Origin of the sequence: Pseudomonas sp. PDM17, assembly GCF_014851985.1 — a bacterium.
Taxonomy (GTDB): domain Bacteria; phylum Pseudomonadota; class Gammaproteobacteria; order Pseudomonadales; family Pseudomonadaceae; genus Pseudomonas.
The window spans coordinates 411,283-436,984 of sequence record NZ_JACVAT010000004.1 but is presented as its reverse complement, the minus strand read 5'-3'; the positions used below and the strand labels follow the sequence as shown (position 1 = coordinate 436,984).

Sequence of the window (25,702 nt, the reverse complement as noted above, 5' to 3'; positions counted from 1 at the left end):
TCGCGCGGACAAAAAAATGGGCCGCCCGGGGAGAGCGGCCCAATTCACCAAGATCATGTCCGGCGTGGGGTGCCGGGAGGGTGTGAGGTACCCGACGCCAGTAAGCCCGAACCGTGTGACAGGGCGATGACCGCTATTGCGGTTTGCGCCAGTGGCCGTTGCTCTGCTGCTCGCAGAAGGGCTGGAGGATGCGCGCGTCGCTGGCCACGCCGTAGTAGTGGATGTCCTGACGGTAGGGCACGCCCTGGGTCTGGGCGTTCTCGCAGACACCGAAGGCGCCGCTGGGGCAGTTTTCGGCGTAGGTCACCTCGACCTTCTGGTCCTTGAGTTGCGGCTGGCAGAAGCCCTCGCGGAAGAGTTTTTCCGGGATGGTGCGGTTCTGCTGGCAGACCTTCACGTCGACGTCCTTGCCCTGGGTGTGCACCACGCAGGCCTCGCCGTGGGCGAGCAGGGGCAGGCAGGCGAGGGCGAGAGGCAGCAGCAGGCGCATGATCGATCCGGGTTGGCGAGAGAAAGCCGCGACTCTAGCGCTTTTCCCGGCGAGCGTCAGGCGGCACCATGGGCGAATGTTGAAGCAGATCCCGACTCATCTCATCGCCGGCCCCCTCGGGGCGGGCAAAACCAGCCTGCTGCAGGACTTGCTGGCGCAACGCCCGGCGGGTGAGCGTTGGGCCGTGCTGGTCAACGAATTCGGCCAGGTCGGCCTGGACGCCGCGCTGTTGTCCCGCGACGAGGACGGCATCGCCCTGGGCGAAGTTGCCGGCGGCTGCCTGTGCTGCGTGAACGGCGCGCCGTTCCAGGTCGGCCTCGGCCGGCTGCTGCGCAAGGCCAGGCCGCAGCGACTGTTCATCGAGCCTTCCGGCCTTGGCCATCCCACACAACTGCTGGCGCAACTGCGCGCCGCGCCCTGGCAGGGCGTGCTGGCGGTGCAGCCGCTGGTGATGGTGCTCGATGCTACCGCACTGGCCGCCGGGCAGCCCCTGCCGGAGGCGCAGCAGCTGGCGCTGGGCGACGCGGCGCTGCTGCTGATGAACAAGTCCGAAGCGCTGGATGACGCGGCGCGTGCGGCCCTTGCTGAACGCTTGCCGGAGGTGGCGTTGCGCTGGACAAACCACGGCCGCCTGCCGCTGGACGGGCTGCCGAGCGCGCCAGTAGAAGCGGCGGGCGCTGATATGCCGCAGGGCGCTTTGTCCGCCGGACCGGCGGTGCTGTTGCGTCGTGAAGCGCCGCTGCGCCAGGTGCGCGTCGAAGAGGGCCGACAGGCGGTCGGCTGGCGCTTCCACAGTGACTGGCGCTTCCGCACGGCCGAGCTGGACGCCTGGCTGGCCGGGCTTCCCAGCCTGATGCGGGCCAAGGCGGTGGTGCGCGGCGAGGCTGCCTGGCTGGCCTGCAACCGTACCGTTGGTCCGGCGCCGTGGACGCCCAGCGCCTGGCGCAAGGACAGCCGGATAGAGCTGATATTCGCCGCCGAACTTGATCCACAGGCCTTGCAGGACGAACTTTTGCGCTGCGCCATCGCACCGATCTGACAGAGAAGGTTGCCCTCGCGTAACGAGTGAATGATAATAATTATCAGCAGATACTGCTTCGTGAACTCTTCCCGCAGGCTTTCTCATGTCGTTACCCCAACCGCGCAAAGCGGCGGACGCCAGTCTTGCCGTGGACGCTGAGGAACAGCTGTTCACTTCCGCCACGGCGGATGACGGCGCCCATTTGCCCAGCGTGAACGCCCAGCGCGTCAATGAGGCCACCCTGCGACTCGTCAGTTGTGCTGGTCCCCGCCGCGACGAGGAAGTGGTTCCCGAAGAGGTCCTGATTCCCTACGCCGCGCCGGTCGAAGGCGTGGAAGACGGCGAACAGCCGCCGCCCCACGGTGGTTGGTGGAAGTCCTCGGGCCTGGCGATTGCCATGCACCTGGCCATCGTCGCCGCGCTGGTCTGGGTGATGCCCACCCCGGCCGAACTGAATCTGGGTGCCGGCGAGATGCCCAAGGCCATGCAGGTGAGCGTCGTCACCCTGCCGCCCAAGCCCGAAGTGCAGCAACCGCCCGCCGCCGCGCCGACTCCGCCGCCGCCGGAGCCCGAGCCGCCGAAACCGATCGAGCCGCCCAAGCCGGTGGAGAAGCCCAAGCCGAAACCCAAGCCGCCCGAGAAGGCCGTGCCCAAGGTGTCGCCCAAGCCCAAGCCGAAACCCAAGCCCGAGCCGGACCCGGAGCCCGCCGAGGAAGCCGTCGCGCCGCCGACCCCGGCTGCACCGCCGCCGCCCGCCGCGCCCACCGTCGGCCAGTTCACCCAGGGCGCCCAGGCCGCGCCGACCGGTTCCCAGGGCCCCGCCGGCCTGCCCACCGGCAGTCTCAACGACAGCGACATCAAGCCGCTGCGCATGGACCCGCCGGTCTACCCGCGCATGGCGCTGAACCGCGGCATCGAAGGCCGGGTGAAGGTGCTGTTCACCATCACCAGCGATGGCCGCATCGCCGACATCCAGGTGCTGGAGTCCTCGCCGCCGCGCATGTTCGACAACGCCGTGCGCGATGCCATGGACAAGTGGCGCTTCGAACCACGCGTCAGCGGTGGCCGGATCGTCGCCCGCCAGGCGACCAAGGTGTTCTTCTTCAAGCTCGAGGGGCGTCGCTGACGACGGCTATCGAGCCAAACGAAAAACGCGCCCGAGGGCGCGTTTTTTGTTGCCGGGTGATCGGCGGCAGGTGTAGATCGCGGGCATGGCCCGCTCCTACAGGGGCATCAGCGCCTTGCGCAGCAGCTCCAGCGCCTCCCGTGCGCCGCCTACGGCAATCTTCGCCGGCACGCCGAGCATCAGGTTGAGCGGCAGGCCGAAGCTCTCGATCTGGTTGCCGTCACGATCGCGGCCCGGCTCTTCGCCGTGCCACTCGCAGGGCAGGCGTTCCGCGCAGCTGCCGCCTTCGTCGATGTAGCCGAACAGGGGCTTGCCCAGCGCGGCGGCGTAGCCCAGTTCGAAGGCCGTGCCGCTGTCCGGCTCGGCGCCGCGGAACGGGTTGAGGTTGGCCAGCACCGCGTCCGCCTGGCGGATCAGGTCGAGGTTCGCCTGGTAGATCCAGCGTGCCTGCGCCACCGGCTCGACGATGCCCTCCGGCACCGAGTGATCCAGCGGGTACAGCCCCTGCACGCCGAACTCGGTGCACAGGGCCTTGAGCCGCTCGCCCTGCTCGAAGGCATCGGGGAGGAACACGTCGGGGCCGGCGAGGTACAGCTTGAGCATGGTCAGAGTCCCATGAACGACAGCATCAGGAAGGTGGCGAACAGCACGAAGTGGGTCATGCCTTCGATGGCGTTGGTCTTGCCGTCATGCAGGTTGTAGCCGGCGACCATCAGGGTGATGAACATCATGCCGGTCTGCAGCGGGGTCATCGCCATCTGGATCGGCTGGCCCTTGAACAGCGCCAGCGCCTCGATCACCGGCACGGTGAGGATCACGGTGGACAGCGAGGCGCCCAGGGCGATGTTGACCACCGGCTGCATGCGGTTGGCCATGGCCGCGCGCAGGGCGGTGAGGATTTCCGGGCTGGCGGAGATCGCCGCCACCAGCAGCGCCGGCACGATGGGCGGTACGCCGCTGCCTTCCAGGCCGACGTCCAGGGCCTTGGACATCACCTCCGCCAGCGCGCCGATCAGTACCACGCCGAACACCAGCAGGGCCATGGACTGCTTGCTGTTGCCCGGTGCCTCGTGGCCTTCGGCGTGCTCGCCGTGGGTCGCGTAGTTGTAGCTGAAGAAGTAGCTGTGCTGGCCGGTCTGCATGCGCAGGAACAGCGCATAGAGCATGACCATGCAGCCGATGGTGAAGAACGAGTAGAGCTTCCACTGCTCGGCCGGGATCAGCTCCGGCACCACCATGGAGATGCCCACGGCGGTGAGGATCATGGTCACGTAGGTCTTGCCCGAGTCGTCGTTGTACGACTGCTCGCCGTGCTTGAGGCCGCCCAGCAGCGCGGCCAGGCCGAGGATGCCGTTCATGTCGAGCATCACCGCCGCGTAGATGGTGTCGCGGGCCAGGGTTGGCGAGTGGTTGTGGTTCATCATGATCGCCAGGATCACCACCTCCACCAGCACCGCCGCCAGGGTCAGGATCATGGTGCCATAGGGCTCGCCGACCTTCTCCGCGAGGATCTCGGCGTGGTGCGCCACGCGCAGCGAGACGCCGATGATCACCGCCAGCAGCGCGGTGGCGGCGATCCCCGCGAGCATCTTGCCGCCGCCCAGCAGGCTGTGCTCCAGCGGGTACACCGCAATCGCCACCAGCAGGGCGAGGAGGAGGAATTTTTCGTCTTTGAGCGCGCGCAGCATCGAGGGGATGTCCATTGACGTAAGAGGCGAGTGCGCCATCTTAGGCAATGCCCGGTAAGCGCACCAGCGGGCGACGGAGCCGGGCGCGGAGCCTCAGTGCGGCAGGCTGGTGCGCTCGAGGAACTGCTTCTGCGCGGCGAAGATCTGTTCTGGCAGCGCGCGCAACGTCTGGTAGGCGTTGCCCAGGTCCTGCGCGAGGGCCTCTTTCTTCGCCTTGTCAGTGGTCTCCACGTAACGCTTGAGCTGCTGGTAGTAGCTGATCTGCAGTTCGTAGTAGTGCGAGAGGCTACCGGCGAACTTGCCGGCTTCTTCGCTGTGCGGGAGCTGCTGCACCTGGTTCAGATGCTTCTCGAGTTCGGCGAGATGATCGCCGGGGTTCTTCGCCGGCGTGCCGGGGACGGCGGCATGGCCCGGATCGAAATCGCCGTTGATCAGGCCTTCCATGTCCCGGTCGATGCGCTGCACGTCCTGCATGAAGGCCGAGGCCACCACCTCGTTGTACTTCAGGTCGCCGGGTTGCCCGCAGGCGGCGAGGGCGAAAGGCAGCAGCAGCGCCAGAAGAATCTTGTTCATCGAAAAGGCCGGGTGAAATGGAGGAAGGCGATTCTAGGAAGCGACCCGGTCGGAAGATTTCGCGGATATCTGTCTTTTGCGTCAGAATTATCTCTGTCCACTGCGTGATGGGGCTCGTCGCCCCGCTGCCAATTGCTTGCCGGGTCCGCCTGTGTGCCAATCACCGGCGTCTGACCCACCGATAACGAGACCTCACCCATGTACGACTGGCTCAATGCCCTGCCCAAGGCCGAACTGCACCTGCACCTGGAAGGTTCACTGGAGCCCGAGCTGCTCTTCGCCCTGGCCGAGCGCAACAAGGTTGCCCTGCCCTGGGGCGACGTCGAGAGCCTGCGCAAGGCCTATGCCTTCAACAACCTGCAGGAGTTCCTCGACCTCTACTACGCCGGCGCCGATGTGCTGCGCACCGAGCAGGACTTCTACGACCTGACCTGGGCGTACCTCGAGAAGTGCAAGGCGCAGAACGTCATCCACGTCGAGCCGTTCTTCGACCCGCAAACCCACACCGACCGTGGCGTGCCCTTCGAGGTGGTGCTGCGTGGCATCCAGGGCGCGCTCAAGGATGGCGAGAAGCAGCTTGGCATCAGCCATGGCCTGATCCTCAGTTTCCTGCGCCACCTGTCCGAGGACGAGGCGTTCAAGACCCTCGACCAGGCCATGCCGTTCCGCGACGCCTTCATCGCCGTCGGCCTGGACAGCTCCGAAGTCGGCCACCCGCCGAGCAAGTTCCAGCGCGTGTTCGACCGCGCCCGCAGCGAAGGCTTCCTCACCGTCGCCCACGCTGGCGAGGAAGGCCCGCCGGAGTACATCTGGGAAGCCCTGGACCTGCTCAAGATCGAACGCATCGACCACGGCGTGCGCGCCATCGAGGACGAGCGGCTGATGCAGCGCATCATCGACGAGCAGATCCCGCTGACCGTCTGCCCGCTGTCCAACACCAAGCTCTGCGTGTTCGACCACATGCGCGAGCACAACATCCTCGACATGCTCGAGCGTGGCGTGAAGGTGACGGTGAACTCGGATGACCCGGCCTACTTTGGCGGTTACGTCACCGAGAACTTCCAGGCCCTGCACGAGCACCTGGGGATGACCCGGGAGCAGGCGCAGCGGCTGGCGCAGAACAGCCTGGATGCGCGGTTGGTGAAGTAGGGGTTCAGGGGGCGGCTCCGCTGCGGGCCTGCCCCCTCACCCAGCATCGAATCTCCCCCAGAACACCCCGTCCTGATCCGTCCCCTCATCTGGCGCCCGCGACCTTTCGCACAACCCCTGCTACCCCTATAAGAACGCCTCTCCCACCGTCACGAGGTAGCAGCATGAACAGGATCGTCGCCATCACCGGCGGCTTCGGCCATCTGGGTAGTGTGGTCGGCCAGGCGTTCGCCGACGCCGGCTGGCAGGTCGCGTTGCTCGACCGCGCCGTCGGCCCGCGATATCCACAGGCCGGCGCGTTGTCCATCGGCGGCATCGACCTCACCGACCCTGACGCTGCCCGCACCGCGCTGGAAAAGGTCAACGAGCATTTCGGCGGCCTCGACGCGCTGATCAACGTGGCCGGCGGCTTCCACTGGGAAACCCTGGGCGATGGTGACATCGACACCTGGGACCTGATGTACCGCATCAACCTGCGCACCGCCGTGGTCTCCAGCCAGGCTGCGCTGGAGCACCTGAAGGCGCGCGGGCACGGGCGCATCCTCAATATCGCTGCTGCAGCTGCGACCCGCGCGGCGCTGGGCATGGGGGCCTATGCGGCGTCCAAGGCCGGCGTCATGCGCCTGACCGAAGCGCTGGCGGAGGAACTGAAGGACGCGCGGATCACCGTCAACGCGCTGATGCCGAGCATCATCGACACCCCGCAGAACCGCGCCGACATGCCCACTGCGGAATTCGACCGCTGGGTGAAACCGGAGCAACTGGCGGCGACGCTGTTGTTCCTCGCCTCGGATTCGGCGGCGGCCATTACCGGTGCGTGCATCCCGGTGACCGGCCGCGTCTGATTGCGAGGCTTCCGTAGGGCGCATAACCCGGCACGGGTTATCCGCCGCTCCTACAGGGTGTCTAGGCTGCCCCCACGCTGCGCAGGAAAGCCGCCAGGCACGGGTTATCGTTGTGCGGGCTCCAGGCCGCGCCGTACTCCACCTGCGGCGACCGGCCGATGGCGCGGAAGGCCACGCCGGGCAGTTGCATGCGCCGCATCGAGTCCGGCACCAGTGACACGCCCAGCCCCTCGGCCACCAGGTTGACGATGGTCTGCTGCAGGTGCGTTTCCATGCGTACCGCCGGAACGAAGCCGTGCTGGCGGCAGCAGTCCATCACCGATTCGTGCAGCGCCGGCGCGGTGGCCGGCGGGAAGGTGATGAAGGGCTCGCCGGCCAGCTTGGCCACGTCCAACTCGGGTTCCTGCGCCAAACCGTGCTCGGCCGGCAGCACCGCGCACAGCGGCTCGCGCTGCAGCGTGCGATAGAGTCGCTGGCCCGGTTCGTGTTCGGGGAAGGTCAGGGCGACGTCCACCTCGCCGCTGTCCAGCGCCGGTCCCAGATCGCGCGGGAGCATCTCGTTGAGCACCAGCTTCACCTCCGGGTGGCCGTCGGCGAAGGTTTTCAGCAGGCGCGGCAACAGCGTCCAGGCAGCCAGCATGGTGAAGCCGATGCGCAGCTCGCCACGCTCCCCGCGTGCCGTAGCGCGGGCCGAGCGCACGGCGAGGTCGAGGCCGGCGAGTAGCGCCCGGGCCTGCTGCTGGAAGTCGCGGCCTGCGGCGGTCAGCTCCACCGAACGTGAATGCCGGGCGAACAGCGGCGTGCCCAGTTCCTCTTCCAGCGCGGCGATCTGCCGGCTCAGCGGCGGCTGGGTGATGTGCAGCGCCTCGGCGGCTCGGCCGAAGTGCAGGTGCTCGGCGAGGGCGAGGAAATAGCGCAGCTGACGGAAGTCGATCATCGATACGGATTGGGTATGGATTGGCGCTTTAGTAAGCATTGGACGGTATCGATTGGCAACCCTATGCTCGCCTGCCGCTCCCGCTCTCCAGGTTCCCTGCCATGCACACCGTGTTCGCCGTCGTCCTGCCGATCTTCGCGCTGATCCTGGTCGGCTGGCTGTGCCGGCGCACCAACCGTCTCGGCCCGCAGGCGGCTTCGGAGATCAACAAGCTGGTGGTCTGGCTGTGCCTGCCGGCGCTGCTGTTCAAGGTCACCGCCACCGCGACCTGGGCGGAAATCTGGCAGCCGGGCTTCCTCGCCGCCTTCACCGGCGGATGCCTGCTGGTGTTCTTCGCCACCCTCGTCTGGCGCCTGATGCAGGGCCGCGCGCTGCCGGCGGCGAGCATCGACGGCCTCAGTGCGTCCTACGCCAATACCGGGTACATGGGCATTCCGCTGTGCCTGCTGGTATTCGGCCAGGACGGCCTGGAGCCGGCGCTGATCGCCTCGCTGCTGGTGGTCTGCGTGCTGTTCGCCATCGCCGTGGTGTGCATCGAGGTCGGCCTGCAGGAGGAGAAGCACATCGGCCGCGCCGTCTGGGTGGTGAGCAAGGCGCTGGGCAAGAACCCGCTGGTGGTCTCGCCGATCATCGGTGGCCTCTGGGCCGTAACCGGCATCGGCCTGCCGGCGCCGCTGCTGCACTTCCTCGACATGCTCGCCGCCGCCACCACGCCCTGCGCGCTGGTCTCGCTGGGCCTGTTCCTGGCGCAGAAACAGGAAGGCGAGCAGGTCGGCGCCTGGCCGCTGGTGGCGATCAAGCTGGTCGGCCAGCCGCTGCTTACCGGCTTCCTCGCCTACAAGGTCTTCGACCTGCCACCGCTGTGGGCGGATTCGGCGCTGTTGCTCAGCGCGCTGCCCACCGGCACCGGGCCGTTCATGCTCGCCGAGTACTACCAGCGCGAGGCGGCGGTGGTGTCGCGAAGCATCCTGGTGTCGACGCTGGGGTCGCTGGTCACGCTCTCGCTTTGTCTGCTGTGGATTGCCCGATAGGCAAGGGTGCGATCGTTCAGGAAAGCCTGAACGTAGGATGGGTGGGGCTTGCGATACCCATCGATTCCACCCACGCACAGCATGGGTGTCGCTGCGCTCCACCCATCCTGCGAAAGCCGCCATGCAGGCATAAAAAAACGGACCGGCCATCGCGGGGATGGCGGGTCCGTTGCGCAAACGCAGGGGGAGCGTCACCGGGGAAAGGTGACGCTCCAGACGCAGCCCCTCAGGCGTATGGCCCGAATTGCGTCAACGTTGCGATCAAGCCGGTTCGGTCAGCGCGCCCGCAGCGCGCGCGGGTAGTTGGCGGCCGGAGATCCGGTGGGCGTCACCCGCCGGTGCCGTGCCCTTATCGTAGGGTTTGGCCAGCAGCATGTAGACCAGGCCCGCGCCGATCACCACGACGGTGGTGAGGATCATCGAATAGTTCATGTACCAGGGCGCGTCCGGGGTGCGCGGCCAGACCATGTTGGTGATCGCCGCCACGCCGTAGACCAGCGCTGCGACGTTCACCGGCACGCCCCACTTGCCCAGGCTGAAGTGGCCGCCGGGCACCCAGCCCTTGGCACGGGCGATCAGCGAGGCGATGACGATCAGCTGGAAGGACACGTAGATGCCGATCGCGGCGAAGCCGACAATGGTGGCCACGGCGTCGCCCATGAACAGGCCCAGGCAGACGATGGCCGCCGGCATCACGCCCGCCACCACCAGCGCAACGGCCGGCACGTGATTGGTGTTGAGCTTGGACAGGGCCTTGCTGCCGACGATCATCTCGTCGCGGGCATAGGCGAACAGCAGGCGGCTGGCGGCGGCCTGCAGGCTCAGCACGCAGGACACGAACGACACCATCACCACCGCCATCACCAGCTTGGAACCCACCGGGCCGAAGGCGTTGGCGAGGATGGTGGTCACCGGGTCGGTGTCTTCGCCGTTGATCACGCGCTGGATGTCCGGCACCGAGAGGATCAGCGCCAGGCACGCGAACATCGCGGCGGCGCCGCCGATGTAGATGGTCATGCGCATGGTCTTGGGGATCATCTTGCCGGGGTTCGGGGTTTCCTCGGCGACGTCACCGCAAGCCTCGAAACCGTAGTACTGGAACAGCCCCGCCAGGGACGCGGCGAGGAAGGCCGGCCAGTAGCTGCCGTCGATCCTGATGTCGAAGGTGTTGAACAGCACGCTGAAGTCGTTGTGACGCTCGAAGATCAGCAGGTAGCCGCCCACCAGCAGCGCACCGCCCAGCTCGCAGATGAAGCCGAACATGGCGACGCGGGCCAGCAGTTTGGTGCCGGACAGGTTGAGCACGGTGGACAGCGCGATCAGCGCCAGGGCGATGCCGATGGCGGCGTTGCCGTGCATCTCGAAGCCGAGCATGGCGGCCATGTACGGGCTGGCGCCCACGGCGATGCCGGCGATGGAGGTGCACAGCGCCCAGGCATACACCCAGCCGACCATCCACGCCCAGCGCTTGCCCACCAGGCGCCGCGCCCAGGGGTAGACGCCGCCGGAGATCGGGAATTGCGAGACCACTTCGCAGAACACCAGGCACACCAGCATCTGGCCCAGGCCGATCAGCAGGTAGGTCCAGAACATCGGCGGACCACCGGCGGCCAGGCACAGGCCGAACAGGGTGTAGACGCCGACCACCGGCGACAGATAGGTGAAGCCCAGGGAGAAGTTCTCCCACAGGCTCATGCTGCGTTCGAAGTTGGAGCTGTAGCCGAGGGCAGCGAGCTGCTCGGCATCGGAATCGGTTACGCCAGCGGCACGCTTGGCAGGGGACCCACTCATCGTTGTTTCCTCTCGGGGGGTTGATGGGCAGAAGGCAATCGACCGGCAGGCCTCACGACGCCCGCCGGATCCCTTTTCGGGTTTGTAGTTGTGTGTACTGCTGTGGACTTACTGGCCGTCGTCGAACTGCGAGAGCCACTGCACCGCCTGCGGGTGGTAGCGGGTGAAGCCCTTGTAGTCGACGAGCTGCTGGTCGAGGCTCTTGAGCACGCGGTGCATGCGCTTGGCCCACGCCGGGTTGGTGGCGATGTCTTCCAGGCTCAGCAGGTAGGTGCGGATCGGGAACACGATGGCGTTGCTGCGCGGCAGACGGTGCAGCGGCTGCAGCTCGATGCGCAAGTAGACCTTCTGACCGGCATTCTCGGCGGTGACTGTGGTGCGGTCCGGCGCCCACTCGGGCAGGGATTCGGCGGACACGTCCAGGCGCGGGTTGACGGTCAGCGACCAGTTCAGGCGACGCACCGGGTGGCCGTTGCGCAGGCGCAGGAGGAACTTCAGCGCGCGGTCGAGCATGCCGGTTTCCTTGACCAGCGGCACCGGGCCGTGGAACTCGTGCCAGGCCATGCCCAGGTTGAAGCGCAACGAGTAGTCGGCGCGCTGGGTGGCGATGCCCGCGCCCCAGTACAGGGTGCCGTCGCGCTCTTCCTGCAGGACCCAGTCGCCCTGGGCCTGGCGGGTGACGTATTCCATCGGCTCATAGGGCAGGGTCGACGGATCACCGAAGGTGAAGGTGTCGTCGATGTTCAGCAGCTTGTTGGTCCAGTGCCAGCGGGTGCCGTCCTTCTCCAGGGAGAAGTACTCCGGGTAATCCTTGGCGTAGGACTCCATGATCAGTTCGAGCAGGTCCCACTGCGCCTCCATCATGTGCGGCGCGGAGACGTAGTGCATGCCCGGATCCTTCTCCAGGGTGATCGCACGGTCGCGGCACTCGCTGATGTAGTGCTCGTCGATGTCGAACACTGCGCGGAAGGCGTCGGTGCCCACCGAGACGTGCGGCTCCAGGTTCATCGAGTACATGTACTCGTCGTCCGGGAAGGGCCAGGGCGCGCGGTCGATGCAGGCCTGGCTGTTGGCGTAGGTGTAGTCGTCGCGGTAGGTTTCGTCGGGGCGGAATTGGATGGTCATGGTCGTTCTCCGGCTCAGCAGTCGATGACCAGCCGCGAGCACTTGGCGCGCGACACGCAGGGCATGATTTTCTGGTTGGCGGCCTTGTCCTCGTCGGACAGCCAGTCGTCGGTGTGGAGGATTTCTCCGTCCAGCTCCAGGACGTTGGTCTCACACATGCCGCAGGCGCCGCCGCGGCACAGGTACGGAATTTCGTGGCCGGCGGCCTCGGCGGCTTCCAGCAGGCTCTGGTCGGGCGACACGTCGATGGTTGCGCCGCTGCGCGCCAGGGTGACCTGGAACGCCTCGCCGACGCTGCCCTGTTCGAGGAAGCGCTCGTAGTGGATGTGGCTGTCGGTCCAGCCGTGGGCGTGGGCGGCGTCGATGGTCGCCTGGATCATGCCCTCGGGGCCGCAGACGTAGACGTCGCTGCCCAGTGGCCGGTCGGCCAGCACGGCGGAAATATTCAGGCGCTCGCCGCGGTCGTCGCGGTACAGGCGCACAGCGTCGCCGTATTCCTGCAGCAGTTCTTCACCCAGGCGCGCATGGGCGTTGCCGCGCACCGCCAGGTGGACTTCGAAGGGCGTGCCGCGCAGGCGCAGTTCCGCCAGCTGCGAGCACACCGGGGTGATGCCCACGCCGCCGGCGATGAACAGGTGCAGGCGCGCGTGCTTGCTCAGCGGGAACAGGTTCACCGGGCGGAGGATTTCCAGCTCGTCGCCTTCCTTCACCACGTCATGCATGTGCTTCGAACCGCCACGGCCTTCTTCCACGCGGCGCACGGCGATCTGGTAGGCGCTGGCGTCGTAGGGCGAACTCATCAGCGAGTAGGCGTTGCGGTAGGTACCGCTGGCATGGGGCATCAGCACCACGACGTTGCTGCCGCCGGAGAACGGCGTCAGGTGCGCGCCATCGGTGGAGGCCAGGGTGAAGCGCTTGATCTCCGGGGTCACCTGCTCGATGCGGGTGACGCGGACGTTCAGGGTTCCGTTGGACTGGCTCATGTGTCGAGCTCCTCGGCATCGGGCAGTTCGCCGGGGACTTCGGCGTCGGCCTTCACCGCCTGGAACGCGGCGAGGCGGCGGGAGTAGTGGTCGCGGACCACCAGGGTGCGGGCGCAGTGCGGGCACTCGAAGACGCGCTGGGTGACGTTCTCGGTGTAGCCGTCGCAATGCACGCACCAGACGCGGCGGACGAAGGAGCCGGCGTGTTCGCGCAGCACTTCGTCCTTGTTCAGGTTGATCGCGTCGGCGGCCTGCATTGCGGTGCCGATGAAGCTCTCGGAGCCGGCCAGGTAGAGGCGGGTCCCCATGCGCGACTGGCCCAGCAGCGCGTGCAGGTCATCGACCAGCGCGCGGTTGCTCGGGTAGATCGACAGCTCGACGTCGGTGATGTCGCGCAGCGCGGCGAGGTGATCCTGGCCGGAGAAGGATTCGGTGGCGTACAGCACGCGGATGGGCGCGCTGCGCGGCATCTCGGCGAGCAGGCGGAGCATGGCGGCGCCGCCGCTGCCCTGGCCGGCGATGATGTGGTGGTGACCACCAGCGAGCGGGCGCAACTGGTCGTAGACCGGCCGGCTCTTGATACCTGTGATGAGCATTATTCTTGTGCCTCCAGAACTGCCGGCTCTCTCGGTCAGGAGCGCCGGCGCGATTCGAGGACCCGTGCACGGCCACGGGTCGGAGATACACAGAGCACAGGCTGTGCCAAATAGTTAAGTGATTGAAATTAAAAGGAAAAGTAAAAATATGAAAACGCAGGTGTAAGCAGAAATGACAACGCCTGTAGGCAGGCTTGCAGCGGTGGAATGTCGCAGGGGGATTTCTGCCGGATGCGGGAAGGCGGCGTGACCGGGTGGTCCCGTGCAGGAGTTGGATTTCAGTGGGGCGGATTCTCCGCTCCACCCATCCTAAGGGGAGCGGAGGGGGCTCAATCGTCCCGCTGCAACTTGCGGATCAGCGTGCCGACATCGATGCCCAGGTGGATCGCCGCCTTGCGCTTGCTGCCGCACAGGCGCACCGCGCGCAGGATCACCTGGCGCTCATAACGCTGCACCTGGGCCTTGAGTGGCTGGTCGTCGATGGCCGCCGCCGGTTCGTCGTGGGCGACGGGGCTGCCGGCCGGTGGCGCGCCGAGCAGTTCCGGCGGCAGGTGCAGCTCTTCCGCCACGTCGTCGGCCAGCACGGCGAGGCGCTCGAAGATGTTCACCAGCTCGCGGATGTTGCCGGGGTAGTCGTAGTCCAGCAGGCGTTCACGGCATCCCGAAGCGAGTCGCAGCGGCGGCTGGCGGTCGCGGTTGATGCGCGCCAGGAGGATGTCTATCAGCACCGGCAGATCGTCGCGGTGGGCGCGCAGCGGCGGGATTTCCACCGGCAGCACGGCCAGGCGGTAGTAGAGGTCGGCGCGAAACTCGCCGGCCGCCACCTGGGCGCGCAAGTCCTTGTTGGTCGCGGCGATCACCTGCACCTGGACCTGTTTCGACAACGGCGAACCCACCGGCTGGATGGTGCCGTCCTCGAGGAACTTGAGCAGCTTGGCCTGCACCTGCAGCGGAATTTCACCAATCTCGTCGAGGAACAGCGTGCCGCCCGAGGCGCTCTCGATATAGCCGCGCTTGCCCGACTGCAACGCGCCGGTGAAGGCGCCGCGCTCGTAACCGAACATCTCCGACTCGAACAGGGTTTCCGGAATGCTCGCGCAGTTCACGTCGATGAAGGGGCGGTCGCCCCAGCCGGCGGCGCGGTGGATATGCCGGGCGATGGCGGTCTTGCCCACGCCGGGCTCGCCGAGCAGCAGCAGGCGCGCGCGGCGGCGGAAGGCGCGCACGCCCATGTCGGCGATGGAGGAGAGCAGCGGCGACATGTGCAACGCATTGTCCTGCGGGTCGCCCAGCCCCTGCAGGTCGGTGGTCGAGGCGCGCCCGGAAGGGCTGCGCAGGCTGCCCGCCGTGCCCGGCTCGTACTCGCGCTGGATCAGCAGGCAGTAGGGCTTCTCGTAGGCCGTGGTCGGCACGGCCTGGGCGCGGGTGAGGAACACCCGGCCATCGCGCGAGCGGGTCAGCGCGCTCTTGCCGCCGCGGCGCAGGGCCTGTTGGAAATCGTCGAACTGCAGCGCCGAACGCTGGAAGAAGTCCACATCCGGCAGGCCCAGCACGTCCACGCGGGTCACGCGGTTGACCCGCTCGGCCGCAAGGTTGATGAAGCGCACCCGCGAGTCGCCGTCGCAGACGATCAGCGCCTCGCTGAAGCTGTCGAGCAGCGCATGCAGCGCCGGTGTTTCCAGCAGGGCGGAGAGCATCTCGCCCGACGCGCTGACCGATGAGCGCATGCCCATGCGCAGCGGTGCGAAGAAGCCTTCTTCGCTCATGGATGCAGCTCCGTCGCGTTGTTCGCCTGGCGCAGCACGAAGACGCGCCAGGCCACACCCTCGCGGATGAGGATGCGCGAGCAGTGGCTGTTGAAGGACTGGTAGTTGCCGAACTGGTCGGGCAGGTCGAGTACCTGCCAGGTGCGTTCGGGCAGTGGCATGCGGTTCAGCGTCGAGGCCAGCCCGGCGGCGCGGGTGATGCCGAAGGTCTGCTCGAAGGCCGCGTTGCGCCATTGCGGCTGGGCCTGCTCGTCGATCACCAGGACGGCGTCGGGCACTGCGTCGAACACCCGGCGCAGCGCTTCGATGCGTTGCTCGGCATCGTGCTGCATGCGCAGCTCCTGGCTGACGTCGCGCAGGCTGCCCCACATGCGCAGCATGCGGCCGTTGTGGATGCTGGCGCGCACGTCGTTTTCCACGTAGGCCGGCGAGCCGTCATGGCGGCGATCCACCGACAGCGCGCCGTCGACGTGGAATTCCGCCTCGATCAGGCGCCGGACGAACTCTTCGTTGGCCGGGCTGCGTGGCCAGTACAGGCGCACCGGCTGCTCGCTGAAATCGACGTCGGCGGGCATCTCGTAGATGTTGGCCATGGCGCGGTTGCACATGCGCCAGTAGGAGCGATTTTCGAACACCTGGCGGACGATCTCGTCGGGCGTCTCGCGCACGTCCACCGACTCGGCGAACTCGATGCACCAGTAAGCGACCCGCGCGCTGAAGAGCATCTGGCTCATCACCTCGTTGGCGCTCTGCAGCTCACCCAGGCGGCGGCTGATCGGCCCCAGTGGCATCTTCACCAGGTGCAGGCGAGCCGGCTCGCCGTCGCGCCATTGCAGCACGCCGCTGGCGAGCACCGGCAGCAAGCCGCCATTGTGGCGGATCAGCGTCAGCTCCAGGTCCTGCACGCGTTCATCGGCCGGCGGGCTGGCGAACAACTGCATCAACGCGTTCAGCGAGTCCGCGGTGTAGATCAGCTCGGCGCCCTGGCCGTCCAGCGAACCCGGTGCGTAGCCGAGCTGATCGGTCTGCTCGGCGGAGACTTCGATGAAGCGTCCCTGGGACGTCAGGCTGTCGGACAGCAGCAGGCCCCTGTCCAGCAGCAGTTTCAGTGGGTCCATTTTTCCCTCCAAGGCAGATCTCCAAGGCAAATTCCCAACACGGCGATGCGGCCGCACGGCCGCAAACGAGCGGCACTCAAGGAGACCAAGGCATGTTGCATGCCAGCCTGAAACGCCCGTGTGCCACGGGGTTGCATGCACGGGTGTGTGCAAAAACGCAGCACTGAGGGCAACCCTGCAGCGCAGTTTGCAGAGTATCCGCTGCAGGGTTGCAGCGCCGCGCCGGGCGATGGAAGGCGCGGCGATTTCGTGGCAAATACTGGCCAGTTGATAGCTTTTGAGTTCGTTTGAGGTGCTGGCGCTGCTAGGATGCGCGCGCGTTTCGCTCCCTGAAGCGCCCGTCCCAGAGCCCGTTCCCTACAAGAGGCCGCCATGCGCAAGCACCGCCGTTTGACCTTCCGCCATATCGGCCAGATCAACGTGACCAACCGCCTGAGTGGCGACCCCATGGGGGTGGTCCTGGACGTCTCGATGGGTGGCCTGCGGCTGGTGACGGAGGAGCCGCTGGCGCCGGGCAGCTGCTACGACATGCGCCTGGAGATTCCGGTGCGCGAGGATCACACCCGCTCGGTGGATATCACTGCGATCTGCCAGTGGTCGAAGAAGGACGCCAAGACCGCGCGCTTCGAGCAGGGCTTCAAGCTGGACCGGCCGAGCGCGGCGTTCACCGAGCTGGTGACGTCGATGTCGGTGAGTTTCAACCGCAGTCTGTTGGGGCGGGCACGGTTGTCGTGATGGGGTTGGCTTGGGTGCAGTCTGATGCACCCTCTCCCCAGCCCTCTCCCTGAAGGGAGAGGGAGTCGTTCGGTGTGCACTGCAACCACAGCGTTAACCGGCGAGCGCTGATCTTCCTACCATGCCGATCAGTCCCCTCTCCCTTCGGAGCGGGGCGCGCAGCCAGGGTTAGGGAGAGGGCAACACCCAGCTCCGGGCTCCCTGGAACTCCCTACCCCAACGTCCCCAATATCTGCACCCCCACCCGCTCCGGAATTTCGTTCTGCGACAGCACGTGCAGCCCCGGACTGAACACCCGCGCGTAACGCGCCAGCAGCGGTCGCAGCTGCGGCATCACGGTGAGGATCGGCGGGTGGCCTTCCTTGCGCAGCTTTTCCTTCACCACCGGCATGCTGTGCTGCAGCTGGTTGAGCAGGCTGGGCTCCACCGGGATATTGTCCAGGCTCACCGGGCCGGCCTGCTGGGCGATGCTCAGGGCGCCGAGCAGGGTGTTCTCCAGGGCGTTCTCCAGCACGAACACGCTCAGCTCCGGGCGGTCACCGGCAATCGAGGAAACGATGCTGCGGCGCAGCGCATAGCGCACGTCGGAGGCCAGCAGCACCGGGTCCTTGGTAGTCTCGCTGCCTTCGAGCAGGGCGCTGGCGATGGTGACGATGTCCTTGAGCGCCACTTCTTCCTGCAGCAGCTGGCGGAACACCCGGTGCTGCTGCGAGTAGGTCAGCTGCGCCTTCAGCGATTCGGCCAGTTTGGGCGCCTGCAAGGTCAGGCGCTGCATCAGGTGCTCGACGTCGTCGTGCTTGAAGATGTCCGGCAGGTGCTCGCGCACCACCTTGTTCAGGTGCGTGGCGACCACGCTGGCGCAGTCGATCACCTGGTAGCCCAGGTTCAGTGCGCGGGACTTGTCCGCCGGGAGAATCCACACCACCTGCATGCGGTAGGCCGGGTCGACGCCGAGGATGCCGTCGATCTCGCCGTAGAGTTCCGGCGAGGGAATCGCCATCAGCCGGTCGGCGTGGATTTCCGCGCCGTCGATGCGCTCGCCGTTGATGTGGATGGCGTACTGCGAGGCCTTCAGGCGCAGGCTGTCGCGGATCTGCACTTCCGGCAGGAGGAAGCCCAGGCTTTCCGAGAGCGTCTGGCGCACCCCTCGAATCCGTTGCGGCAGCGGCGCGCCGCTGGCCTCGTTGACCAGGCTGACCAGCTTGTAACCCAGCGAGATCGACAGGCGCTCCACCAGCGGGATGTCTTCCCAGCCCAGTTGCTGCGCGCGCTCCTGGTCCATGGCCTGCGTCAGCGCCTGGGTCTGCTCCAGCGTCTGCGCCTCGATGGGCGGGCCGGCCAGCGACAGCCGCCAGGCGATGAAGGCCACCAGTGCGGCGAAGGCGAAGAAGGCGATGTGCGGCATGCCCGGGACCAGGCCGAGCACCACGAGGATGCCGGCGACGGTGTAGAGCAGCGACGGCGAGGCCAGCATCTGCTTGCGCACCAGGCTGGTGATTTCCGCCGACTCGTTGACCCGCGTGACGATGATTGCCGCCGCGGTGGACAGCAGCAGCGCCGGGATCTGCGCCACCAGGCCGTCGCCGATGGTCAGCAAGGCGTAGCGCTGGAAGGCCGCACCGGCCGGCAGGTCGTAGACGAACACACCGATGGCCAGGCCGCCGAACAGGTTGATCAGCAGGATCAGGATGCCGGCGATGGCGTCGCCGCGGACGAACTTCGAGGCGCCGTCCATCGCGCCGTAGAAGTCGGCTTCCTTGGCCACTTCCGAGCGGCGGCGCTTGGCTTCGTTCTGGTCGATCAGGCCGGCGTTGAGGTCGGCGTCGATGGCCATCTGCTTGCCGGGCAGGGCGTCCAGGGTGAAGCGCGCGGTCACCTCGGAGATACGCTCGCCGCCCTTGGTGATGACCATGAAGTTGATGATCATCAGAATCACGAAGACGATCAGGCCGACGATGAAGTTGCCGCCGATCACCACGTGGCCGAAGGCTTCGATCACCTTGCCGGCCGCGCCCGTGCCGGTGTGGCCGTCGAGCAGCACCACACGGGTGGAGGCGACGTTCAGGGTCAGGCGCAGCAGCGTGGTGACCAGGATCACCGTGGGCAGCAGGGAAAAGTCCAGCGGACTTTTCGACGACACGCTGACCAGCAGCACCAGGATCGCCACCACGATGTTGAAGGTGAACAGGGCGTCCAGCACCAGCGGCGGCAGCGGCAGGATGATCATCGAGAGGATCGACAGGATGATCAGCGGGATGCCGATGCGGCCGCTCTGGAAGGTCGGCAATAGTGACTGCAGTAGGCGCATGGTCAGACTCTGTTCAGCAGTTCTTCGGGAATGGGGACGTTCTTGATCAGTTCCGGCCGCTCACGGCGCCCGGAGCGCCAGGCCTTGAGCTGGAGGATGTAGGTGAGGACGTGGGCCACGGCCTTGTACAGCTGCGCGGGGATCTGCTGGTTCACCTGGGTGGTGGCGTAGATGGCGCGGGCCAGTGGCGGTAACTCGAGCACTTCCAGGTCATGGGCCTTGGCCAGCTTGCGGATGTACAGCGCGGTCTTGTCCAGGCCCTTGGCGACCACGTAGGGCGCCTGGGCCTTCTTGGGGTCGTAGCGCAGCGCCACGGCAAAATGCACCGGGTTCACGATCACCACGTCGGCGGTCCTGATCGTCTTGCTGATCTGCCGGTGCACCAGCTGGCGCTGCATCTGGCGGATGCGCGCCTTCACTTCCGGGCGGCCTTCCTGGTTCTTGTGCTCTTCCTTGCGCTCCTGCTTGGTCATGCGCAGTTTCTTCTTGAAGAAGAAGTACTGGATCGGGATGTCGATGACCGAGAACAGGATGAACACCACCAGCAGCGACAGGGTGATGTCGTAGAAGGTGCCGAAGGCGGCGGCAATGGCGCTGTGCACGTTGCTGCGCTGCAGCGCCAGCAGGCCGGGCAGGGCGCCGTGCAACTGATAGAGGGCGACGAGGATCAGCACGACGATCTTGAGCAGCGACTTGGCCAGCTCCGTCCAGTTCTGCATCGAGAAGATGCGCCCAAGCCCGGTGATCGGGTTGAGCTTGGACAGCCTGGGCATGAAGTTCTTGCTGGAGAAGATCCAGCCGCCGGGGATCATCGAGAACAGCACCACCAGCAGCGGCGTGACCAGCAGCGGCAGCAGCGTGGTGATGAACAGCACCAGGTGGTGGCCGAGCACCAGCGGCAGGTCGTCCAGGCCGATCTCGCTGTGCCGCAGATCGATGAAGGACAGCGCAAAGCCCTGCTTGATGCCGTCGTAGAAGTGCTCCACGCAGAACTTCAGCGCGACCAGCGTGGCCAGTAGTGAGAGGGTGGTGGAGAGGTCCTTGGAGCGGCTGACCTGGCCATCCTCGCGGCTCTTTTTCAGCTTCTGCTGGGAGGCCTCTTCGGTTTTCTCCTGGGCGCTGTGCTGGTCAGCCATGGCGCCCCTCGCGGAAGATCACGCCGATGGCGTCGAGCAGCTGGCGGGTGAGCTTGAGGTAGTTCTCGGGGATGTCCGGCAGGGTCAGCCAGATGCACGCCAGGCCCGCGATGATCGCCATGGGAAACCCCAGGGAGAACAGGTTGAGTGCCGGCGAGATGCGGTTGAGCAGGCCGAAGCAGAACTGCACCAGGGTCATGCAGAACACCACCGGCAGGGTGATCAGCACGGCGGCGGAGAACACCCAGGCGAGGCTGCCGGCCACCGACTCCAGCCCCAGGTAATGCAGGCCGCTGCCTACCGGCCAGTAGACGAAGCTCTGGTAGAGGATGCTCACTACCAGCAGGTGGCCGTCGATGGAGAGGAACAGGAACACCAGCAGGATGAAGTACAGCTGGTAGAAGATCGAGGACGACGACACGCCGTTCATGGGGTCGTTGTACACCGCCATGCTCAGGCCCAGTTGGGTGGAAATCACGTCGCCCACCAGGGTGAACACGGTGAACACCAACATCAGCGCAAGGCCCAGCATCAGGCCGAAGGCAATCTGCTCCAGCGCCACCAGCAGGCCCTGCGCGGACAGCGGATCGATGGCCGGCGGGCGCGGCAGCGCGGCGCCCAGGGCGACGGTCAGGGCCAGGCCAAGGAGGATGCGCAGGCGCATGGGGATCGCCTTGTGGCTGAAGATCGGCGCCAGGGCGAACACCGCCATGATCCGGCAGAAGGGCCACCACCAGGCCTGCAGCGTTTGCAGGTAGTCGAAGGCCTGCAGGATGGATGCGCCTTGCTGCATGGCATCAGCCGACCAGGCGGCCCGCCTGGTGGAACGACTCGATGAACAGCTCCGAGAGCGTGCGCAGGATCCAGTGGCCGGCGAACACCAGCATCCCCAGGGTGATCAGCAGGCGCGGGAGGAAGCTGAGCATCTGCTCGTTGATCTGCGTGGCTGCCTGGAAAATGCTCACCAGCAGGCCGCCGATCAGGCTGGGCACGATCAGCACGCAGACGATCAGCGCGGTGATGTGTACGGCGTTGGAGACGATATCGACGGCGCTTTCCGGAGTGAGCATCTTTGGTTTTCCGTCAGGGCCGCTAAAACGGCTGCACGCTGCTGGTCAGCGTGCCCATCATCAGGGCCCAGCCGTCCACCAGCACGAAGATCATCAGCTTGAACGGCAGCGAGATCATCATCGGCGAGAGCATCATCATGCCCATCGCCATCAGCACGCTGGCCACCACCAGGTCGATCACCAGGAAGGGGATGAAGATCATGAAGCCCAGCTGGAACGCGGTCTTCAGCTCGCTGAGCACGAACGACGGCAGTAGCAGGGAGAAGTCCAGGTCGTTGAGGTTCTCCGGCACCGTCTCGCCGGCCAGGCTGACCATGGTTTCCAGCGAGGTGCGGTTGGTCTGCGCGAGCATGAAGCGGCTGAGGGTCTGCTTGGCGCGGCCCAGGCCGTCTTCCAGGCTGATCTGGTCGGCCTCGAAGGGCTGGTAGGCGTTGCTGTAGACGTCCTGCCAGACCGGGCGCATGACCAGCAGGGTCATCACCAGGGCGATGCCTACCAGCACGTTGTTCGGCGGGCTCTGCTGCAGGCCGATGGCCTGGCGCAGGATTGCCAGCACGATGACGAAGCGGGTGAAGCAGGTCATCAGCATGAGCATCGCCGGAAGGAAGCCCAGCAGGGTCATGACGATGAGGATCTGCAGCTTGACGCTGAAGGCCTGGCCGTCCGCCGTATCGTGCAGGTTGAACAGCGTGACCTCGCCCCCGGCCGCCTGCGCGTAGAGCGGGCAGAGCGCGGCGATGAGCAGGCCAAGCGTGGCCAGGCAGCGGGACAGCATCACGCCGTCAGGGCGTCGAGGCTGGCGCCGCACAGTTCGAGCACGCGCAGGCCGTAGTTGCCGTTCATCACGACCACCTCGGCCTTGGCGAACAGCGCGCCGTTGACCTTCACGTCCAGCGGCTCGCCGGCGAGCTTGTCGAGGATGATCACGCTGTTGGCGTCCACGTCCATCAGCTCCTTCAGCGAGATTTCCACCGAGGCGACTTCCAGGGTGACGTTCACCGGGATCTTGCCGAAGAAGGCCAGGTCCTGCTGCGGCAGCGGCGCGCGCACGGGGTCGGCGGGGATGTCGGTGACGTCCTGGGTGAGGCCCAGGTCGCCGTCGTTGATCAGCGACTCGAACTCGGAGTCGGAGAGAGAACCGGTCATGGGTTTTTCACGCTTTCCAGGGAGGAGAGGAAGAGGGTGCCGTCGTCTTCGAAGATGGCGCCGCGGAACAGCTTCTGCTGGTTGACCCGCACGTCGACGCGCTCCAGCGGGCGGATCGTCAGTACATCGCCCGGCTCCAGGGCCAGCACCTGAGACAGCGGCAGGCGCGCGGCGGCGACCACGCAGTCCAGGCGCAGAGGCAGGTGCTTGATGTGCTCCACCGGGTTGCCGGTCATGCGTGGCGGTGGCGGGCCGGCGAGGCGGCGGGTCAGTTCGTCCGCCAGCGGGTTGTCCAGGTAGAGGTAGAGCGAGGAGCGCTCGCCGGTCAGGTGGCTGACGTAGCTGAACTCGGCGACGTACTCCCACTGCACTTCTTCATAGGTGGGGTCGATCTGCTGCAGGCGGCCGACCGATTCGCCCATCAGCAGGGCGCGGCCGAACAGATCCACCACGTCCAGGCCGAGGCGGTCGAGCATGCGCTGCTCAGAGCTGCTGATCGGCGGCGTGTCGCGGCTGGCGACCACGGTGCCACCGTAATAGCACTCGATGACTTCGGTGAGCAGGGCACGGTCCATGGCGAAACCGAACTTGCCCAAGGGCGAATCGAATAAACACTCCAGTTCACGGGGAAGTTCCTCGTGAAGGGTCAGGTTATCCAGTTCGAGATTGATTCGATAATGCCGCAGGAAGTAGTCGCTGATAATCCGCGGATATTTTCCGGAGATCTCTTTGATGTACTGCGGGATCTTGTGATAATGCCGGCCGAGTTTCTGCGGTTTCAGTCGAATCAGACTATCGGCGGGCACGCCATGGTGGACTTTTGATTTACCAGTCATGCTCAGCGTCGTACTTCCAGGTTCGATCTGCCATCTGCCCAAGGACACGGGAGGTGTCATGACCGCCGGGATCGGCTGATCGTTGCTCGCGGCATGCTCTGTCTTTCAGGAAGCCCGTGACTGCTGCATCACAGGCTGCTGACGTGGCGCAATGATAGCGATCTGAGGTCGTACGATTAAATCAATAGATATCAAATGCTGTTTTTGACGGAACTTTTTGCCTATTGATTTAAATTAATCGGCGGGAAGCTATGGCGTAGTGCTGGCACTTGTTAGTGTGGGTGAGTTAGTTACAGGTTGCAGCGACTTCAGTTATGACGAAGTTGTTGCAATGCCACCCGTGAGATAGCCGATCCGCAAAGAAGTTCCGCAGTCGCCGATAACAGTTTTCGGCCGATGCTGGCGTTGAACGAAGGAGGGTTGTCGAACGCACTAGCGAATGGAAAGTTGCGGTGAACAGTTTAAGCCAGTCGATCGACCAATTATGTGAAACGCTGCTCGAAGAGCGGCCGGCGCAGAAAAAAGTTGCGATCATCGGGCCGTCCTCGGACGCCGCTCACGCCCTTCTTTTGCAGACGCTGCTGGCCGAAGGCTGCCGCGTCGAGCGCTTCTCCGGCTTTGCCGAACTGGCCCGTGCGCGCTGCGATGCCTCCCTGCTGTTCATCCTCGCCGGCGCCTTCCCTGCTCCTGATCTTTATGCACAGGTCGGCGCGCTGCTCAGCGATGGCCGCGAGCGCGACGTGGTGCCCATCGTCGGCTATGAAGAGCAGGACAAGGCCGCCACCCTGCTCGACCTGGGTTGCGTCGATTACCTGCTCTCGCCCTTCGGCGCCGGCCAGCTGGCCGCGCTGCTGCGCCGCCAGGAAGCCTCCAGTGCCGCCCAGGAACTGTTCGTCTCGCGCTCCCAGGCCGGCCGCCGCCTGCTGGCCATGGCGCAACGGGTCGCGCAGACCCGCGCACCGATCCTGGTCACCGGTGAAACCGGCACCGGCAAGGAACTGCTGGCCCGCTACATCCATGGTATCGCCAGCCCGGACGCTCCCTTCATCGCGGTGAACTGCGCGGCGATCCCCGAGGCGATGCTCGAATCCATCCTCTTCGGCCACGAACGCGGCGCCTTCACCGGCGCGGTGACTGCCCAGCCGGGCAAGTTCGAACTGGCCAACGGCGGCACCCTGCTGCTGGACGAGATCGGCGAACTGCCGATGGCCTTGCAGGCCAAGTTGCTGCGCGTGCTGCAGGAGCAGCGCGTGGAGCGCCTGGGCGGTCGCCGCGAGATCGAGCTGGACGTGCGCATCATCGCCGCCACCAACCGCGATCTGCAGGCCGAAGTCAGCGAGGGGCGCTTCCGCGCCGACCTGATGTTCCGCCTCGACGTGCTGCCCCTGCACATCTCGCCCCTGCGCGAGCGCAAGGAAGACGTGCTGCCGCTGGCACGCCGCTTCATCCGCCAGTACGCCCCGCAGGATGCCGAGCACGACCTGCTTACCGAAGCCGCTGGCCGCGCGCTGTTGCAACACGACTGGCCGGGCAACGTGCGCGAGCTGGAGAACACCCTGCAACGCGCCCTGGTGCTGCGCAACGGCCTGTTCATCCAGCCCCGTGACCTCGGCCTGGCCGCGCCGGATGCACCTGTCGGTACCGTCGCCGCGGTGATCCCGCTGGCGGCCGAAGGCGGCCGCGCCGCGCTGCGCGCCAGCGGCAAGCTCGCCGAGTACCAGCACGTCATCGACACCATCCGCCGCTTCGGCGGGCACAAGACCAAGGCCGCCGAGAGCCTGGGCATGACTACCCGCGCGCTGCGCTACCGGCTCAACGCGATGCGTGAGCAGGGCGTGCAGGTGCAGTTCTGATTTCGTTTCCGGGGGAAACTTCCATGAGTTCGATCATGCAGGTGCAGCAGGACATGCTGGACCGGATGAACCGTTACGCCGACCTCGCCAGCGGCCCGGCCGTGCGGCCTGCCGCGCAGCTCGCCACGCAGTTCAACGAGCGTGCGCAGGCCCCAGGCATCGGCGCCAGCTTCGAGCAGGCGCTGCGCTCGGTGGACGCCGAACAGCACAAGTCCAGCGCCGCCATGGCTGCGGTGGACAGCGGCCAGAGCGAAGACCTGGTCGGCGCCATGATCCAGAGCCAGAAGGCCAGCGTGTCGTTCTCCGCGCTGCTGCAGGTGCGCAACAAGCTCACCGGCGCCTTCGACGAAATCATCCGCATGCCGCTGTAAGGACTGAC

General features: G+C 66.2%; 26 protein-coding genes. 8 read left to right on the top strand and 18 right to left on the bottom strand.

What is annotated here, in order from left to right:
• Window positions 1–133 precede the first annotated feature (133 nt).
• The gene (locus tag IB256_RS16265) at window positions 134–490 is read right to left on the bottom strand and encodes an NADH:ubiquinone oxidoreductase (RefSeq protein ID WP_192294118.1); all 357 of its coding nucleotides are present in this window, start codon (window positions 488–490) and stop codon (window positions 134–136) included.
• A 76-nt stretch (window positions 491–566) separates the two neighbouring features.
• Between IB256_RS16265 and IB256_RS16260 the strand changes: the two genes are divergently transcribed.
• Together IB256_RS16260 and IB256_RS16255 are read left to right on the top strand one after the other, a co-directional pair.
• Window positions 567–1,529, top strand: a complete 963-nt coding sequence (locus IB256_RS16260; RefSeq protein ID WP_192403271.1) for a CobW family GTP-binding protein — start codon at window positions 567–569, stop codon at window positions 1,527–1,529.
• 85 nt (window positions 1,530–1,614) lie between these two features.
• Window positions 1,615–2,637 carry an energy transducer TonB gene (locus tag IB256_RS16255; RefSeq protein ID WP_192403269.1) on the top strand — a complete coding sequence of 341 codons (1,023 nt, stop codon included), beginning with the start codon at window positions 1,615–1,617 and terminating at the stop codon, window positions 2,635–2,637.
• 96 nt (window positions 2,638–2,733) lie between these two features.
• On the opposite strand, the gene IB256_RS16250 is transcribed toward IB256_RS16255, so the two are convergent.
• The 3 genes from IB256_RS16250 to IB256_RS16240 all read right to left on the bottom strand — a co-directional run bounded on the left by IB256_RS16250 (window position 2,734) and on the right by IB256_RS16240 (window position 4,898).
• Window positions 2,734–3,240, bottom strand: coding sequence for a nucleoside 2-deoxyribosyltransferase (locus IB256_RS16250; RefSeq protein WP_192403267.1), 507 nt, complete (start codon window positions 3,238–3,240; stop codon window positions 2,734–2,736).
• 2 nt (window positions 3,241–3,242) lie between these two features.
• Window positions 3,243–4,325, bottom strand: a complete 1,083-nt coding sequence (locus IB256_RS16245; protein WP_138213280.1) for a calcium:proton antiporter — start codon at window positions 4,323–4,325, stop codon at window positions 3,243–3,245.
• A 93-nt stretch (window positions 4,326–4,418) separates the two neighbouring features.
• On the bottom strand, window positions 4,419–4,898 hold the full coding sequence (locus IB256_RS16240) for a hypothetical protein (RefSeq protein WP_192403265.1): 480 nt from the start codon (window positions 4,896–4,898) through the stop codon (window positions 4,419–4,421).
• Between the two features lie 198 nt (window positions 4,899–5,096).
• Here IB256_RS16240 and IB256_RS16235 point away from each other — a divergent pair, with 198 nt between their 5' ends.
• Together IB256_RS16235 and IB256_RS16230 are read left to right on the top strand one after the other, a co-directional pair.
• Entirely contained in the window at window positions 5,097–6,047 is a 951-nt protein-coding gene (locus tag IB256_RS16235) for an adenosine deaminase (RefSeq protein WP_192294110.1), read from the top strand.
• A 164-nt stretch (window positions 6,048–6,211) separates the two neighbouring features.
• Window positions 6,212–6,892 carry an SDR family NAD(P)-dependent oxidoreductase gene (locus tag IB256_RS16230; RefSeq protein WP_192294108.1) on the top strand — a complete coding sequence of 227 codons (681 nt, stop codon included), beginning with the start codon at window positions 6,212–6,214 and terminating at the stop codon, window positions 6,890–6,892.
• A gap of 61 nt (window positions 6,893–6,953) precedes the next feature.
• Here IB256_RS16230 and IB256_RS16225 read toward each other — a convergent pair whose 3' ends face one another.
• Window positions 6,954–7,829, bottom strand: a complete 876-nt coding sequence (locus IB256_RS16225; RefSeq protein WP_192403263.1) for a LysR substrate-binding domain-containing protein — start codon at window positions 7,827–7,829, stop codon at window positions 6,954–6,956.
• A gap of 101 nt (window positions 7,830–7,930) precedes the next feature.
• Here IB256_RS16225 and IB256_RS16220 point away from each other — a divergent pair, with 101 nt between their 5' ends.
• Window positions 7,931–8,860, top strand: coding sequence for an AEC family transporter (locus IB256_RS16220; RefSeq protein ID WP_138213277.1), 930 nt, complete (start codon window positions 7,931–7,933; stop codon window positions 8,858–8,860).
• A gap of 261 nt (window positions 8,861–9,121) precedes the next feature.
• Here the strand turns inward: IB256_RS16220 and IB256_RS16215 are convergent, their stop codons facing one another.
• The 6 genes from IB256_RS16215 to IB256_RS16190 all read right to left on the bottom strand — a co-directional run bounded on the left by IB256_RS16215 (window position 9,122) and on the right by IB256_RS16190 (window position 16,239).
• A complete protein-coding gene (locus tag IB256_RS16215; RefSeq protein WP_192294104.1) occupies window positions 9,122–10,651 on the bottom strand; it encodes an APC family permease in 1,530 nt (509 codons plus the stop codon).
• Between the two features lie 108 nt (window positions 10,652–10,759).
• On the bottom strand, window positions 10,760–11,776 hold the full coding sequence (locus IB256_RS16210; RefSeq protein ID WP_192403261.1) for a heme-dependent oxidative N-demethylase family protein: 1,017 nt from the start codon (window positions 11,774–11,776) through the stop codon (window positions 10,760–10,762).
• Between the two features lie 14 nt (window positions 11,777–11,790).
• Entirely contained in the window at window positions 11,791–12,759 is a 969-nt protein-coding gene (locus IB256_RS16205) for a PDR/VanB family oxidoreductase (RefSeq protein WP_192294100.1), read from the bottom strand.
• Window positions 12,756–13,355: a dimethylamine monooxygenase subunit DmmA family protein gene (locus tag IB256_RS16200; protein ID WP_192294098.1), complete on the bottom strand. Its 600-nt coding sequence runs from the start codon at window positions 13,353–13,355 to the stop codon at window positions 12,756–12,758. Before IB256_RS16200 ends, IB256_RS16205 begins: the two co-directional genes overlap by 4 nt.
• Window positions 13,356–13,684: 329 nt before the next feature.
• The gene (locus IB256_RS16195; RefSeq protein WP_192403259.1) at window positions 13,685–15,121 is read right to left on the bottom strand and encodes a sigma-54 interaction domain-containing protein; all 1,437 of its coding nucleotides are present in this window, start codon (window positions 15,119–15,121) and stop codon (window positions 13,685–13,687) included.
• Entirely contained in the window at window positions 15,118–16,239 is a 1,122-nt protein-coding gene (locus tag IB256_RS16190) for a PAS domain-containing protein (RefSeq protein WP_192294094.1), read from the bottom strand. The genes IB256_RS16195 and IB256_RS16190 overlap by 4 nt, the downstream gene beginning before the upstream one ends.
• 372 nt (window positions 16,240–16,611) lie before the next feature.
• Here IB256_RS16190 and IB256_RS16185 point away from each other — a divergent pair, with 372 nt between their 5' ends.
• Window positions 16,612–16,974: a PilZ domain-containing protein gene (locus IB256_RS16185; protein ID WP_192294092.1), complete on the top strand. Its 363-nt coding sequence runs from the start codon at window positions 16,612–16,614 to the stop codon at window positions 16,972–16,974.
• 211 nt (window positions 16,975–17,185) lie between these two features.
• Here IB256_RS16185 and IB256_RS16180 read toward each other — a convergent pair whose 3' ends face one another.
• The 7 genes from IB256_RS16180 to IB256_RS16150 are packed head-to-tail and all read right to left on the bottom strand — an operon-like array spanning window position 17,186 to window position 23,470.
• Window positions 17,186–19,282: a flagellar biosynthesis protein FlhA gene (locus tag IB256_RS16180; RefSeq protein ID WP_192403257.1), complete on the bottom strand. Its 2,097-nt coding sequence runs from the start codon at window positions 19,280–19,282 to the stop codon at window positions 17,186–17,188.
• Between the two features lie 2 nt (window positions 19,283–19,284).
• Window positions 19,285–20,418 (bottom strand): flagellar biosynthesis protein FlhB, encoded by a 1,134-nt coding sequence (gene flhB, locus IB256_RS16175; protein WP_192403255.1) that lies wholly within the window; start codon window positions 20,416–20,418, stop codon window positions 19,285–19,287.
• A complete protein-coding gene (gene fliR, locus IB256_RS16170; protein WP_192294088.1) occupies window positions 20,411–21,211 on the bottom strand; it encodes a flagellar biosynthetic protein FliR in 801 nt (266 codons plus the stop codon). Before fliR ends, flhB begins: the two co-directional genes overlap by 8 nt.
• A gap of 4 nt (window positions 21,212–21,215) precedes the next feature.
• Window positions 21,216–21,488 carry a flagellar biosynthetic protein FliQ gene (locus IB256_RS16165; protein ID WP_045213351.1) on the bottom strand — a complete coding sequence of 91 codons (273 nt, stop codon included), beginning with the start codon at window positions 21,486–21,488 and terminating at the stop codon, window positions 21,216–21,218.
• 22 nt (window positions 21,489–21,510) lie between these two features.
• The gene (gene fliP / locus IB256_RS16160; protein WP_151188966.1) at window positions 21,511–22,263 is read right to left on the bottom strand and encodes a flagellar type III secretion system pore protein FliP; all 753 of its coding nucleotides are present in this window, start codon (window positions 22,261–22,263) and stop codon (window positions 21,511–21,513) included.
• Entirely contained in the window at window positions 22,263–22,634 is a 372-nt protein-coding gene (locus tag IB256_RS16155; protein ID WP_192294086.1) for a FliM/FliN family flagellar motor switch protein, read from the bottom strand. The genes fliP and IB256_RS16155 overlap by 1 nt, the downstream gene beginning before the upstream one ends.
• Window positions 22,631–23,470: a FliM/FliN family flagellar motor switch protein gene (locus IB256_RS16150; protein WP_138213265.1), complete on the bottom strand. Its 840-nt coding sequence runs from the start codon at window positions 23,468–23,470 to the stop codon at window positions 22,631–22,633. Before IB256_RS16150 ends, IB256_RS16155 begins: the two co-directional genes overlap by 4 nt.
• 473 nt (window positions 23,471–23,943) lie before the next feature.
• Here IB256_RS16150 and IB256_RS16145 point away from each other — a divergent pair, with 473 nt between their 5' ends.
• Both IB256_RS16145 and IB256_RS16140 read left to right on the top strand, forming a co-directional pair.
• Complete coding sequence (locus IB256_RS16145; protein WP_405307707.1) at window positions 23,944–25,323, top strand: sigma 54-interacting transcriptional regulator; 1,380 nt, start codon at window positions 23,944–23,946, stop codon at window positions 25,321–25,323.
• Window positions 25,324–25,346: 23 nt separating this feature from the next.
• The gene (locus IB256_RS16140) at window positions 25,347–25,694 is read left to right on the top strand and encodes a flagellar hook-basal body complex protein FliE (protein WP_192294075.1); all 348 of its coding nucleotides are present in this window, start codon (window positions 25,347–25,349) and stop codon (window positions 25,692–25,694) included.
• The last annotated feature ends 8 nt before the right edge of the window (window positions 25,695–25,702 follow it).